At 66.2% G+C, this 12,790-nt stretch carries 15 protein-coding genes; 11 read left to right on the forward strand and 4 right to left on the reverse strand.

Going from position 1 to position 12,790, the window contains the following annotated elements:
- Position 1: 1 nt before the first annotated feature.
- Positions 2–415, reverse strand: coding sequence for a nitroreductase family deazaflavin-dependent oxidoreductase (locus AB4Z42_RS15865; protein WP_442010157.1), 414 nt, complete (start codon positions 413–415; stop codon positions 2–4).
- Positions 416–498: 83 nt separating this feature from the next.
- Complete coding sequence (locus AB4Z42_RS15870; RefSeq protein ID WP_442010158.1) at positions 499–1,734, reverse strand: PGRS repeat-containing protein; 1,236 nt, start codon at positions 1,732–1,734, stop codon at positions 499–501.
- Between the two features lie 735 nt (positions 1,735–2,469).
- Between AB4Z42_RS15870 and AB4Z42_RS15875 the strand changes: the two genes are divergently transcribed.
- From AB4Z42_RS15875 to AB4Z42_RS15925, 11 genes are all read left to right on the forward strand, one after another.
- A complete protein-coding gene (locus AB4Z42_RS15875; RefSeq protein WP_442010159.1) occupies positions 2,470–3,003 on the forward strand; it encodes a hypothetical protein in 534 nt (177 codons plus the stop codon).
- A 95-nt stretch (positions 3,004–3,098) separates the two neighbouring features.
- Complete coding sequence (hisD, locus tag AB4Z42_RS15880) at positions 3,099–4,412, forward strand: histidinol dehydrogenase (protein ID WP_442010495.1); 1,314 nt, start codon at positions 3,099–3,101, stop codon at positions 4,410–4,412.
- Positions 4,412–5,572, forward strand: coding sequence for a histidinol-phosphate transaminase (locus tag AB4Z42_RS15885; RefSeq protein WP_442010160.1), 1,161 nt, complete (start codon positions 4,412–4,414; stop codon positions 5,570–5,572). The genes hisD and AB4Z42_RS15885 overlap by 1 nt, the downstream gene beginning before the upstream one ends.
- The gene (hisB, locus tag AB4Z42_RS15890; RefSeq protein ID WP_442010496.1) at positions 5,554–6,183 is read left to right on the forward strand and encodes an imidazoleglycerol-phosphate dehydratase HisB; all 630 of its coding nucleotides are present in this window, start codon (positions 5,554–5,556) and stop codon (positions 6,181–6,183) included. Before AB4Z42_RS15885 ends, hisB begins: the two co-directional genes overlap by 19 nt.
- Positions 6,180–6,797 carry an imidazole glycerol phosphate synthase subunit HisH gene (gene hisH / locus AB4Z42_RS15895; protein ID WP_442010161.1) on the forward strand — a complete coding sequence of 206 codons (618 nt, stop codon included), beginning with the start codon at positions 6,180–6,182 and terminating at the stop codon, positions 6,795–6,797. The genes hisB and hisH overlap by 4 nt, the downstream gene beginning before the upstream one ends.
- A 10-nt stretch (positions 6,798–6,807) precedes the next feature.
- Complete coding sequence (gene priA / locus AB4Z42_RS15900; RefSeq protein ID WP_442010162.1) at positions 6,808–7,542, forward strand: bifunctional 1-(5-phosphoribosyl)-5-((5-phosphoribosylamino)methylideneamino)imidazole-4-carboxamide isomerase/phosphoribosylanthranilate isomerase PriA; 735 nt, start codon at positions 6,808–6,810, stop codon at positions 7,540–7,542.
- Positions 7,543–8,358 carry an inositol monophosphatase family protein gene (locus AB4Z42_RS15905; RefSeq protein ID WP_442010163.1) on the forward strand — a complete coding sequence of 272 codons (816 nt, stop codon included), beginning with the start codon at positions 7,543–7,545 and terminating at the stop codon, positions 8,356–8,358.
- On the forward strand, positions 8,358–9,131 hold the full coding sequence (gene hisF, locus AB4Z42_RS15910; protein WP_442010164.1) for an imidazole glycerol phosphate synthase subunit HisF: 774 nt from the start codon (positions 8,358–8,360) through the stop codon (positions 9,129–9,131). Before AB4Z42_RS15905 ends, hisF begins: the two co-directional genes overlap by 1 nt.
- Entirely contained in the window at positions 9,128–9,478 is a 351-nt protein-coding gene (gene hisI, locus AB4Z42_RS15915) for a phosphoribosyl-AMP cyclohydrolase (RefSeq protein WP_442010165.1), read from the forward strand. Before hisF ends, hisI begins: the two co-directional genes overlap by 4 nt.
- Before the next feature lie 9 nt (positions 9,479–9,487).
- Positions 9,488–10,501, forward strand: a complete 1,014-nt coding sequence (locus AB4Z42_RS15920; RefSeq protein ID WP_442010166.1) for an alpha/beta hydrolase — start codon at positions 9,488–9,490, stop codon at positions 10,499–10,501.
- Complete coding sequence (locus AB4Z42_RS15925) at positions 10,498–11,487, forward strand: alpha/beta hydrolase (protein ID WP_442010167.1); 990 nt, start codon at positions 10,498–10,500, stop codon at positions 11,485–11,487. Before AB4Z42_RS15920 ends, AB4Z42_RS15925 begins: the two co-directional genes overlap by 4 nt.
- Here AB4Z42_RS15925 and AB4Z42_RS15930 read toward each other — a convergent pair.
- Positions 11,471–12,286 carry an ABC transporter ATP-binding protein gene (locus tag AB4Z42_RS15930; protein ID WP_442010168.1) on the reverse strand — a complete coding sequence of 272 codons (816 nt, stop codon included), beginning with the start codon at positions 12,284–12,286 and terminating at the stop codon, positions 11,471–11,473. The genes AB4Z42_RS15925 and AB4Z42_RS15930 overlap by 17 nt on opposite strands.
- Positions 12,283–12,747, reverse strand: coding sequence for a peroxiredoxin (locus AB4Z42_RS15935; protein WP_442010169.1), 465 nt, complete (start codon positions 12,745–12,747; stop codon positions 12,283–12,285). The genes AB4Z42_RS15930 and AB4Z42_RS15935 overlap by 4 nt, the downstream gene beginning before the upstream one ends.
- Positions 12,748–12,790 lie beyond the last annotated feature (43 nt).

Here is a 12,790-nt window from a genome sequence, read left to right on the forward strand (position 1 = left end):
CTCAGGCGATATCGGCGACGAAGATGGCCATCTTCTTCGCTTGTGCACGAGCCATGAACGGCAGCCCCTCGGTACCGCCGCTGCCCGCGGGCAGGATCCGGGGGTTGACGATGTGGACGGTGCGCGAGCCGTAGAGCACGTCTGCCTCGTCGGCGGCGAGCACGTTCTTCACCCAGTCCGTCTTGCCGTGGCCGAGTGCGATGGCGAGCACGTTGCCCTTGCGGAAAGGGGTGACCACGGTTTCGTAGGTCTTCCCGGACTTGCGGCCGCGATGCTGCACCTTGGCTAGCCCGGGCATGACGCCCGCGATGCGCTTGACCATGGGGTTCATGTACTTGATCTGCAGACGCTCGAACGTAGGCGGATAAACCATCGGGACGCCAGGAGCGTTGTTGGGGTGATCCTTTGCGGACATGAATCTGGACATTACGTGACGATGCCCGCCCCACGAGGGGACGGGCATCGCCATGTGTAATGCGGTGTCAGACGTTTTGACGTTTACGGATTGTCGTCGCCGTCGTCGCCGTCGCTGCCACTGCTGCCGCCGAATCCACCGGAGCCGCCGTCGCCGGCGCTGCCACCGGTGCCGGTGCCGGCGCCGCTGGCGTCGCCGCCATTTCCGCCGTTGCCACCGTCGGATGCGACGAAGCCGCCGTTGCCTCCGTCGCCCCCGTCGCCGCCGGACCCGGTGCCGCCGACAGCGGTGGTTGTGGAGTCGCCGCCAGTGCCACCGTTGCGGCCGTCACCGAATACGACGCCACCGCTACCACCATGTCCGGCGTCCCCGCCGTTGGCAACGCCAGTGGCGGTTTGGGCGTCACCGGCGTCTCCGCCCGTGCCCCCGTGACCGACGAAGTCGGCGTCTCCGGCGTCTCCGCCCTCGCCGGACGTGGCGACACCTGCGACCGTGGTGGCGTCGCCACCCTGGCCGCCGTCTCCGCCGCCCGTGCCACCGCCGGCGCCTGCGCCGCCGTCGCCGCCGTCAGCAGCGTCAGTCCCCACGGCCGTTGCCTCGCCGCCGTCGCCGCCGTCGCCGCCGATTCCGTAGTAACCGCCCGCGCCGCCGTCGCCGCCCTCACCGGCGTTCGCGGTGTCAGGGGCCAAAGCTCCGCCAGGACTGTTGTCGTCGCCGCCGTCGCCACCGGCACCGCCGTTGCCAACCGCGCCGGCCCTGCCGCCGTCGCCGCCATCCTGCGCGGCGTTTAGCTGAACCCCTGCCAGGTAGGTCGCGTCGGCGCCGTCGCCGCCGCGTCCGCCGTTGCCGCCGAAGAAGCCGGCGTTGCCGCCATTGCCCGGTTTCACACCGAGCGCGGCCTCCGCTGCCGTCGGGCTGTAGCCGTCACCACCGCTACCGAACAGCCATCCCCCGCTATAGCCGTCTGGGTGAAGCGCATTGCCGTCGGCGCCATTGCCAATGGCCCCGAAGGTGAAGAGGCTGACCAGCGGATTGTCAAGGAACGGATCTCCCATGGACACAAACGCGCCCGGGTCGAAGATGCCTCCACCGGAGCTAGATTGAGCGGACCCACCGATCAAGTTGCCTGGCAGGAAATCGCAGATGATTGGGCAATCGATCGGCGCTGCCTGCGCCGTACCGACCGCGCCGGCCGTACTGAAACCGATGAACGCGGCGGTCATCGCTCCTCCGAGCATCGCGCCCCCGACAGCGCGCCGGGCGACGGTACCTCGTGCCGAGGCCGCCCGGTGTTTACCGGCAAAACTTGTGTAGGACATTCTTCTCCCCTTCTGACGACCTGGATCGGGCGACCCAGTTACCCCGAAATCTCTGACCTTGGTTCGCGAAGCCTGTGGCCGAGTGGTTGGACCCCAGTGATCGCTCTCGTAGTCAGCTAATCAGTTGATACCGACCACAGACATATTGACATGTGATTCACAGATTCTCTAGCAACTTGCCGAAAAATGAGAAAAAAGATTTTTCTGATCATGAGGTTAATACTAACGGTGGCGTGAATAATCGCCCGGAAGCTTGCCTCACGAGAGGTACTCGTCCAGCGAACGGCGCCCGTACGGCAACCTTGTTTTGCTGTCGCCGCCGGCCGCAAGATCCCAGCACAAACACGGTAAAAATCGCGCGCAAGGCTGCTTAAAAGCCCCTGTCAGCTACTGGATCGGTCCACGGGCACCACCGAGTGGGAACGTGCTTACCCGATCTTGAATTCGTTTTTTTTACTTCACAGTAAATAAACAGATTGGCACGATCGATGTGCTCGGGAGCTTCCATTTCCAGCTAACTATCAAGATCATATTGTTGAGAAATCAATTGTCTCGTTAGCAACAACTTTCGGCGAAAGTATTTGATATCGGGACTAAACCACCACGTAATCCGTAGTTTGCTGTGCTGAGCGATGGCCCGATGGGGCAAAGCTATGGCAGCGACGCGGTCGCAAACTTGGGTGCAAATCTAGGGTTTGCTGCGGAGGTCGGCGCTAGATGGCTACTATCGGCCGCATGTCTGAGCATTCCGATTCTTCGCGGGGGTCCATCGTTTCCGTTCTGGCGTTAGTCGTGGCGGTCGCCGCCGTCGGGCTGGCCGTCTGGGCATTGGTAAAAGGGCCGTCGGCGTCGTCGTCGCCCTCGGAGTCGGCTCAGCCGTCCGAGTCGATTCAGTCGGCGTCGGTCTTCACCGGCACCGCGAGCGATGACCCCAAGGGCAGCGTCTGCGAGGCGTTCGCCGTCGTCCGGAACGGAGTCCACCTCAATACGAATATGCAGGCCCCCGGTGGGACGGCGGACGTCAACGGCACGTTGGCGGTAGCGGCCAACGCGCGACTGTCGCTCTTCTCAGGTGGGCAGTACCTGCTCGCCCGTCTGCAGCCGGATACGCCGCCGGAGCTGGCGGACGCCGTGCGCAAGTTCGGCAACCAGCTCATGGACATCGGTGCACGCTCGATCGCGGGCATTCCGAACGCGGATGCCGCCCAGTCCGCGCGGCTGAAGGACGCCGACGCCTCCAACGCCACGATCACCAATCTGTGCAAGTGAACGCCCGCCTGGCCTGACCTGAGACGCGTCGCCGCTGGCCGCGGCAATATCGATTTGGCCTGTTCTGGGACAATGGCTGCGTGAGTGCATCGAAGATGGCCCGCATCGACCTGCGGGGCGCCGAGCTTTCGGCTGCCGGCCTGCGGTCGGCCCTGCCCCGGGGTGGAGTGGACGTCGATGCCGTGGTGCCCACGGTTCGCCCCATCGTCGATGCCGTGGTCGCACGCGGTGCCGAGGCCGCCCTCGAGTTCGGTGAATCGTTCGACGGTGTGCGCCCCGCGCAGGTTCGTGTGCCGGTGGGTCATCTGCAGACCGCGCTCGATGAGCTGCCCGACGCTGTCCGCACCGCCCTAGAGGTAGCCATTGAACGTGCCCGTACGGTGCACGCCGACCAGCGTCGGACCGACACCACCACGACGCTCGCCCCTGGTGCCACAGTGACCGAACGCTGGGTACCGGTCGAGCGTGTCGGCCTCTACGTGCCGGGCGGCAACGCCGTCTACCCGTCCAGCGTGGTAATGAACGTCGTGCCCGCGCAGACCGCAGGTGTCGATTCGTTGGTGATCTCCAGCCCACCGCAGCGCGACTTCGGCGGACTGCCGCACCCGACGATCCTTGCCGCGGCGCGGCTGTTGGGTGTCGACGAGGTATGGGCGGTCGGCGGTGCACAGTCGGTGGCGCTGCTGGCATACGGCGGCACCGACACCGACGGTGCCGAATTGGCGCCGGTCGACATGATCACCGGGCCGGGAAACATCTACGTGACGGCGGCCAAACGAATCTGTCGTTCGCAGGTCGGCATCGACGCGGAGGCGGGCCCGACCGAGATCGCGATCCTCGCCGATCACACCGCCGACCCCGTGCACGTGGCCGCCGATCTGATCAGCCAGGCGGAGCACGACGAGATGGCCGCCAGCGTGTTGGTCACCCCCAGTGCAGATCTGGCCGACGCCACCGACCGGGAGCTGCAGAACCAGCTGGCCACGACCGTCCACCGCGAGCGGGTGACGGCGGCACTGAGTGGGAAGCAGTCCGCGATCGTCCTCGTCGACGACCTGGACGCTGGCATCCGGACCGTCAACGCCTACGCCGCCGAGCACCTGGAGATCCAGACCGTCGATGCGCGCGATGTTGCGAGCCGAATCCGTTCTGCCGGTGCGATATTCGTCGGTGCATACTCTCCGGTGAGTCTTGGCGACTACTGCGCCGGGTCCAACCACGTGCTGCCTACCGCCGGCTGTGCCCGGCACTCCAGCGGGCTGTCGGTGCAGACGTTCCTGCGCGGCATCCACGTCGTCGACTACGACGAGGCGGCCTTGAAGGACGTGTCCGGCTATGTGATCACGTTGGCGGAAGCCGAGAATCTGCCGTCGCACGGCGAAGCGGTTCGGCGGAGGTTCGAGGCGTGATGAGCCGCTTGCGCGAAGAACAGAAAAAGGGGCCGCTTGGTCGATCAGTAACCCTGGACGATCTGCCGCTGCGTGACGATCTGCGCGGCAAGTCGCCCTATGGGGCCCCGCAGCTGGCGGTTCCGGTGCGGCTCAACACCAACGAAAACCCGCACCCTCCGACCCAGGCGCTCATCGATGACGTGACGGCCTCGGTCCATGCGGTGGCGGGGGAGCTGCATCGTTACCCGGACCGTGATGCGGTGTCGCTGCGCACCGACCTGGCCGCGTACCTCGCCGCGCAGACCGGTGTGGACCTCGACGTCGAGAACCTCTGGGCCGCAAACGGTTCTAACGAGGTTCTGCAGCAGCTGCTGCAGGCGTTCGGGGGACCGGGTCGCATTGCGATCGGATTCGTGCCGTCCTACTCGATGCACCCCATCATCTCCGACGGCACGCAGACGAAATGGTTAGCGGCCAATCGCGCCGACGATTTCAGCCTTGACGCCGATGTCGCGGTGCAGGCGATCAAGGAGCACAACCCGGACGTCGTGTTCGTCGCCAGCCCGAACAACCCGTCGGGACAGAGCATTTCGCTCGACGATCTGCGACGCCTCCTGGAGGCGATGACGACCGGGCTGCTGATCGTCGACGAGGCGTACGGCGAATTCTCGAGCCAACCCAGCGCGGTCGGTCTGATCGACGACTATCCGAGCCGGCTCGTCGTCACCCGCACGATGAGCAAGGCGTTCGCGTTCGCCGGTGGGCGGCTCGGGTATCTCATCGCTGCGCCCGCGGTGATCGACGCCATGCTGCTGGTGCGGCTGCCGTATCACCTGTCGTCGGTGACCCAGGCCGCCGCCAGGGCCGCACTCCGCCACGCAGACGACACGTTGGGCAGCGTCGCCAAACTCATCGCCGAGCGTGAACGAGTCACTGAGGCCCTGATCCGGATGGGCTTTCGCGTCATCGACAGCGACGCCAACTTCGTGCTCTTCGGCGAATTCGCCGACGCACCGGCCACCTGGCAGCGCTACCTGGAGTCCGGCGTCCTGATCCGCGACGTCGGCATCCCCGGGTACCTGCGGGCCACCACCGGACTTCCCGACGAGAACGATGCGCTGCTCGATGCCAGCGCTCGCCTCGCGCCGACCGAACTCGTATCCATAGGAGCACAGTGACGAAATCCCGTATCGCGAAGATCGAACGCAAGACCAAGGAATCGGACATCGTCGTCGAGCTCGACCTCGACGGCACCGGCGTCGTCAGCGTCGAAACCGGTGTGCCGTTCTTCGACCACATGCTGACCGCCCTTGGCAGCCACGCGAGCTTCAACCTGCTCGTCCGCGCCAAGGGTGACACCGAGATCGAGGGCCACCACACCATCGAGGACACCGCGATCGTGCTGGGGCAGGCACTGGCCAAGGCGCTCGGCGACAAAAAGGGCATCCGGCGTTTCGGCGATGCCTGGATCCCGATGGACGAGTCTCTCGCGCATGCCGCTGTCGACGTGTCGGGCCGGCCGTACTGCGTGCACACCGGCGAGCCGGACCACATGCTGCACTTCACCATTGCGGGATCCGAGGCGCCGTACCACACGGTGGTGAACCGGCACGTGTTCGAAACCATCGCGATGAACGCACGCATCGCGCTGCACGTTCGGGTGCTCTACGGCCGGGATCCGCATCACATCACCGAGGCGGAGTACAAGGCGGTCGCCCGCGCTCTGCGCCAGGCCGTCGAGTTGGACCCCCGCGTCACGGGAGTGCCGTCGACGAAAGGCGCACTGTGACGGCGAGAGTCGTCGTCCTCGACTACGGCTCGGGAAATCTTCGATCGGCTCAGCGCGCGCTGGAACGTGTCGGCGCGGACGTCGAGGTGACCGCTGACCCGGATGCGGCGATGAACGCCGACGGTCTCGTGGTGCCAGGAGTCGGCGCTTTCGAGGCCTGCATGACGGGCCTGCGAAAGATCGGTGGCGAGAAGATCATCGCCGAGCGCATCTCCGCGGGGCGCCCGGTACTGGGGGTCTGCGTCGGTATGCAGATCCTGTTCGCACGCGGGGTCGAGTTCGGCGTGGAGAGCACTGGCTGTGGCCAATGGCCGGGTTCGGTGATCCGGTTGGATGCCCCGGTGATCCCGCACATGGGATGGAACGTCGTCGACGCGCCCTCGGACACCCGGCTGTTCAAGGGGCTGGAGCCCGACACCCGGTTCTACTTCGTGCATTCCTACGCCGCCCAGCAGTGGGAAGGTAGTCCGGACGCACTGCTGACGTGGGCCACGCACACGGTGCCGTTCCTGGCCGCAGTCGAGGACGGTCCGCTGGCAGCCACCCAGTTCCACCCGGAGAAGAGTGGCGACGCGGGGGCATCTCTTTTGGGCAATTGGGTGGAAGGGCTCTAGGTTGACCGCCGTGAGATTGATACTCCTTCCCGCTGTTGACGTGGTCGAGGGTCGTGCCGTTCGGCTCATGCAGGGCAAGGCAGGCAGCGAGACCGAGTACGGCTCGGCGCTCGACGCCGCGATGACCTGGCAGCGCGACGGCGCAGAGTGGATCCACCTGGTCGACCTGGACGCCGCATTCGGCAGGGGCGACAACCGCGAACTGCTCGCCGAGGTGGTCGGCAGGCTCGACGTCGCGGTGGAACTCTCGGGCGGAATACGTGACGACGACTCGCTGAAGGCGGCACTGGCGACCGGCTGCGCCCGGGTCAACCTCGGGACCGCAGCGCTGGAGAACCCGCAGTGGTGCGCGAAGGTCGTCGCCGAGTATGGCGAAAAGGTGGCCGTCGGTCTGGACGTGAAGATCGTCGGCGACGACCACCGATTGCGTGGCCGCGGTTGGGAAACCGACGGCGGTGACCTCTGGGAGGTACTGGAACGACTTGACCGCGAAGGATGTTCACGCTTCGTGGTCACCGACGTGACCAAGGACGGCACACTCAACGGGCCGAACCTCGAACTGCTGGGCAAGGTCACCGAACGCACAGAGGCACCGGTGATCGCGTCGGGTGGGGTCGCGAGTCTTGACGATCTGCGGGCGATCGCGACCCTGACCGACCGCGGCGTCGAAGGTGCGATCGTCGGAAAGGCGCTGTACGCACAGCGTTTCACGCTTCCTGAGGCGCTGGCCGCGGTGGCGGGATAGATGGCACTCGATACGGCCGACCTCAATGCGATGGTCGCCGTGGCCGCCAAGATCCTCGACGATGCGGCCAAGCCGTTCATCGAGGGCCACCGCGCGGATTCTGCAGTTCAGAAAAAGGGCAATGACTTCGCGACCGAGGTCGACCTCGCGATCGAGCGCCAGGTGGTCGAGGCGCTGACGCGCGAGACCGGCATCGGGGTGCACGGCGAGGAGTTCGGGGGAGCCGACGTCGAATCACCGCTCGTGTGGGTGCTCGATCCGATCGACGGGACGTTCAACTACGCGGCCGGCTCGCCGATGGCAGCCATTCTGCTCGGCCTCCTGCGCGACGGCGAACCGGTGGCGGGCCTGACCTGGATTCCGTTCTCCGGCGAGCGGTTCACCGGCGTCGTCGGTGAACCATTGCGCAGCAACGGTGTCGAGCAGCCGGCGCTGCAACCCGTGCAACTGGCTGAGTCCGTCGTCGGGGTGAGCACGTTCAACGTCGACTCACGCGGCAAGGTGCCGGGACGGTATCGGCTCGCGGTGATCGAGGACCTGAGCCGCAAGTGCTCCCGGATGCGTATGCACGGCGCCACCGGGATCGACTTCGCATACGCCGCGTCGGGCGTTCTCGGCGGGGCCATCAGTTTCGGCGCACATGTATGGGACCACGCCGCCGGTGTCGCGCTGGTGCGGGCGGCGGGCGGCATCGTCACGAACTTGGACGGCAGCGAATGGAGCACCGAGTCGCGCTCGGCGCTGGCCGGGGCGCCAGGCGTGCACGGCGAGCTGCTCGAGTTGCTGAATGCCGTCGGCGCACCGGAGGATTTCTGATGGACCTCGCGGTTCGGATCATCCCGTGTCTGGATGTCGACGACGGCCGGGTGGTGAAGGGCGTGAACTTCGAGAACCTGCGCGACGCCGGTGATCCCGTCGAACTGGCCGCTGCTTACGACGCCGAAGGCGCCGACGAGCTCACCTTCCTGGACGTCACCGCATCGTCCGCGGGCCGGGCCACCATGCTCGAGGTCGTCAAGCGCACGGCCGAGCAGGTATTCATCCCGCTGACCGTCGGCGGCGGCGTGCGCTCGGTGGCCGATGTCGACGTGTTGTTGCGTGCGGGCGCGGACAAGGTCGCGGTCAACACCGCCGCCATCGCCAGACCTGAACTGCTCGCCGAGTTGTCCCGCCAGTTCGGTTCGCAATGCATCGTGCTTTCCGTCGACGCGCGCACCGTGCCGGAGGGCCAGGACCCGACACCGTCGGGCTGGGAGGTGACCACGCACGGCGGCCGGCGGGGCACCGCAATCGACGCCGTCGAATGGGCAACTCGCGGTGCCGAACTCGGTGTCGGAGAGATCCTGCTGAACTCGATGGACTTCGACGGCACCAAGGCGGGTTTCGACCTACCGATGATCACGGCAGTGCGCGGGGCCGTCAACGTTCCTGTGATCGCCAGCGGTGGCGCAGGTGCGCCGGAACATTTCGCACCCGCCGTTGTTGCAGGTGCTGATGCGGTACTGGCCGCGAGCGTGTTCCACTTCCGCGAGCTGACGATAGGCCAGGTGAAGGCGGCGATGGCGGCAGAAGGGATTGTCGTGCGATGAGCGTATTGGACGCTAACATCGCCTCGCGGCTCAAGCGTGACGCCAACGGGTTGTTCACCGCGGTGGTGCAGGAGCACGGTACCGGCCAGGTGTTGATGGTCGCGTGGATGGACGACGACGCGCTGGCGCGGACGCTGGAAACCCGTGAGGCGACGTACTACTCACGTTCCCGCGGTGAGCAGTGGGTCAAGGGCGCCACCTCGGGCCATACGCAGCACGTGCATTCGGTGCGGTTGGACTGCGACGGCGACACCGTGCTGCTGGAGGTCGATCAGGTGGGCGCGGCATGTCATACCGGCGACCACACTTGCTTCGATGCGGACGTGTTGCTGGCACACGAGGCCTAGGCTCGCCGTGTGCGGAAGGCTCTTGCATTTGCGGCGTTGACAATGGTCGCGCTCGTCGCGCGTGGTCGTCTCAAGGTTCGTGATGCATGGGCGGACGTTGCTCCCGAATTGCGCAGTCCGGTGCTGCCGCTCGTCGCCACGGGGTTCACCCAGCGCAAACTGTGGTTCGGTCGGTTGCTGTTGGGCATTCCCACCAAGCCTGGCCCCGGCGTGACCATGACCAAACGGCAGGTCGCTGATCCACCGGTACCCGTGCTGATCTTCACTCCCGATCAACGTTCCGAGCCGGCCCCCGGGGTGTTGTGGCTGCACGGCGGTGGGTACATCGTCGGGTCCCCGGAGTTCGAGGCGGCGGGTTCGGGGCCCCTCGCCCGCGCTCTCGGCGCCGTGGTCGTGTCGCCCGCCTACCGCTTGGCCCCCGAGCACCCGTTTCCGGCGGGACTCGACGACTGCATGGCAACGCTGCATTGGATGCGCGAGCATGCAGGCGTGTTGGGAATCGACCCGGACCGGATCGCGGTGGTCGGGGCAAGCGCCGGTGGGGGAATGGCGGCTGCGGTCGCTCAGCGTAGCCGCGACGAAGGCATCGCGCTGCGGGCGCAGATCCTCGTCTATCCGATGCTCGACGACCGCAGCGCGCTGGTCGAGGACCACGCGGGCCGCGGCCGTTTCGCCTGGACACCTGCCTCGAATCTGTACGGATGGACGGCATACCTTGGTCGCCCACCGCGAACGGCCGACGCGCCCGAGTATGCCTCTCCGGCAAGACGATCCGACCTGTCCGGGCTGGCTCCGGCTTGGGTCGGTGTCGGCGAACTCGACGTGTTTCACGATGAGGATGTCGACTACGCCGAACGATTGAAATCGTGCGGTGTGCCGTGCGAGCTCGTGACGGTACCGGGGATGTATCACGGCGCCGACGGGGTTCGGCCGAATGCGCAGTCCATGAAGGACTTTCGCGCAGCCCAGAAGAAATTCCTGGCGAAGCACCTCGGTTTGGCGGAAGAAGGTCTCCGGCCATGAGGAAAGTCCTAGCGCTCGCGTCCGTAGGGCTTGCCGCGGTGGCGGGGCGCCGTTACCTCGGGATGCGCGCCGCGATGGAGCAGGCCGCTCCGGAACTCCGCAGTCCCATCCTGCCGTTCGTCTCGGTCACATACGATGCGAGGTCCTTGCCGGTGATCCGGCGTCTGTACCAGATCAAGACGCCGGTGGGACGCGGCGTGACCGTCACCGAACGCAACGTCGGTCAGCCGCCGGTGCGCGTCCTGGTGACGACGCCCGACGGGCAGCAAGCGGCGCGGCCGGGTGTGCTGTCGATTCACGGCGGCGGAATGGTCGTCGGGTCTCCGCAGTTCGAAGTGGGTTCTCACGGGCGACTGGCGCGGGAGCTCGGTGCGGTCGTCGTCTCGCCCGACTACCGGCTCGCACCTGAAAACCCTTTCCCCGCAGGCCTCGACGACTGTATGAACACGCTTTACTGGATGCGGGAGAACGCCGACGAATTGGGTATCGACGCAGAGCGCATCGCCGTCGTAGGCGCGAGTGCGGGCGGCGGGCTTGCTGCGGCCGTCGCGCAGCGCAGTCATGACGAGGGCATCGCACTTCGCGCTCAAGCGCTCATCTACCCGATGCTCGACGACCGTGCCGTGTTGCGCAGCGATCACGAGGGTCGCGGCCAGCTCGTATGGAGCCCTGCGTCGAACCGGTTCGCATGGACGGCGTATCTCGGTCATGAGCCCCGAGTCTCGGATGCGCCGCCGCCCTACGCGGCGCCGTTGCGACGTGACGATCTGTCCGGTCTTGCGCCGGCATGGATCGGCGTCGGCGAGCTGGACCTGTATTACCTCGAAGACATCGAATACGCCGAGAAGCTACGCGCTTGCGGGGTGCCCACCGAGCTGATCACCGTTCCCGGGATGTACCACGCGGCCGACGGTTTCGCGGCGAAGGCCCGGTCGATGAAGGAGTTCACCGCCGGAGCCGACAATCACCTCAGGACGTACCTGTGATGCGGGTCGCCAGCCTCGACACCTTGGCGCGGGCGGTCCACCGGCCTTCGTCGTAGCCGACGACCACGGGGTGGGCGAACGCGGCGCTGACGTTGTCGGTCGTCACCGTCGCACGCGCCGCACCGACGGCCACAGTTCGTCCCTCGGCGATCAGCAGGGCGTGCGTCGTGGTTGTCGGCAGCTCTTCGAGATGGTGCGTGACAAGGATCGATGCGACTTCCGGATGCGTTTCATCGAGCGAATCGATGGTCTCCAGCAGCTGCTCCCGCGCGGCCACGTCGAGCCCCGTCGTGGGCTCGTCGAGCAGCAACAGCCGCGGCTCCGACACCAACGCGCGTGCGATGAGCGTTCGGCCCCGTTCACCCTGGGAGAGTGTGGGCCACACGTCAGTGGCCTTGTGCGACAGGCTAACCGCGTCGATCATCGCCTCGGCGCGATCACGTTCCTCGGCACTCGCCGTCCAGCGCATCGGGGTGTCGATGGTCGCGGTGATACCCGTCAGCACGACCTCGCGGACCGTCAACGAATACTGCAGCCGGTGGCGGGGATTCACATGACCGATGAAGCGGCGTAACTGCGCGAGTTCAACGCGGCCCATCTGCTCGCCGAGGATGCGCACCGTGCCCGAACTCGGGAACATGACGGCCGCGCAGAACCCCAACAGCGTGCTCTTGCCTGCACCGTTCGGGCCGAGCAGCGCCCAGTGCTCACCGGCATTCACGGTGAGCGAGACGCCGTCGATGATCTGCTTGCCGTCGCGACGGAACGTCACATCGGCGAGTTCCAGAACTGGCGTCACGCCGACTGCCGTTGCCGCAGCACCTCCAGCGCCTTATCGGCGTGAGTGTCCATGTTGACCTCGCTGGAGATCACCTCGAGCACCGTGCGGTCGGTGTCGATCACGAACGTCGTCCGCTTGACCGGCGACAGCTTGCCCAGCAGACCGCGCTTCACTCCGAACTGCGAAGCGACGGCGCCGCCGACATCCGACAGCAGCGGATAGTCGAAGCTCTGCTTGTCAGCGAACTTCGCCTGCTTCTCGACGGCGTCGGTGCTGATGCCGACCCGGCTCGCCCCCACCGAGGCGAACTCCGACGCCAGATCGCGGAAGTGACAGGCCTCCTTCGTACAACCGGGCGTCATCGCCGCGGGATAGAAGAACAGGGCGATGGGGCCACCCGCGAGCAATTCTGTGAGGCTCCGAACTGTGCCTGTCTGGTCCGGCAATTCGAACTCTGCAACCTGGTCACCACGTTTCATGGCTCCACGCTACCTCCACCGAAAATCGTTGGCGCCGCCTGCC

The sequence above is a fragment of the Mycobacterium sp. 2YAF39 genome (assembly GCF_052114565.1).
Classification (GTDB): Bacteria; Actinomycetota; Actinomycetes; order Mycobacteriales; family Mycobacteriaceae; genus Mycobacterium.

What these genes read in the sequence shown, in the direction of transcription:
- AB4Z42_RS15865 (WP_442010157.1), bottom strand. Translation starts at nt 415, where the DNA reads ATGTCCGCAAAGGATCACCCCAACAACGCTCCTGGCGTCCCGATGGTT.
- AB4Z42_RS15870 (WP_442010158.1), bottom strand. Translation starts at nt 1,734, where the DNA reads ATGTCCTACACAAGTTTTGCCGGTAAACACCGGGCGGCCTCGGCACGA.
- AB4Z42_RS15875 (WP_442010159.1), top strand. Translation starts at nt 2,470, where the DNA reads ATGTCTGAGCATTCCGATTCTTCGCGGGGGTCCATCGTTTCCGTTCTG.
- hisD (WP_442010495.1), top strand. Translation starts at nt 3,099, where the DNA reads ATGGCCCGCATCGACCTGCGGGGCGCCGAGCTTTCGGCTGCCGGCCTG.
- AB4Z42_RS15885 (WP_442010160.1), top strand. Translation starts at nt 4,412, where the DNA reads ATGAGCCGCTTGCGCGAAGAACAGAAAAAGGGGCCGCTTGGTCGATCA.
- AB4Z42_RS15905 (WP_442010163.1), top strand. Translation starts at nt 7,543, where the DNA reads ATGGCACTCGATACGGCCGACCTCAATGCGATGGTCGCCGTGGCCGCC.
- hisF (WP_442010164.1), top strand. Translation starts at nt 8,358, where the DNA reads ATGGACCTCGCGGTTCGGATCATCCCGTGTCTGGATGTCGACGACGGC.
- hisI (WP_442010165.1), top strand. Translation starts at nt 9,128, where the DNA reads ATGAGCGTATTGGACGCTAACATCGCCTCGCGGCTCAAGCGTGACGCC.
- AB4Z42_RS15925 (WP_442010167.1), top strand. Translation starts at nt 10,498, where the DNA reads ATGAGGAAAGTCCTAGCGCTCGCGTCCGTAGGGCTTGCCGCGGTGGCG.
- AB4Z42_RS15935 (WP_442010169.1), bottom strand. Translation starts at nt 12,747, where the DNA reads ATGAAACGTGGTGACCAGGTTGCAGAGTTCGAATTGCCGGACCAGACA.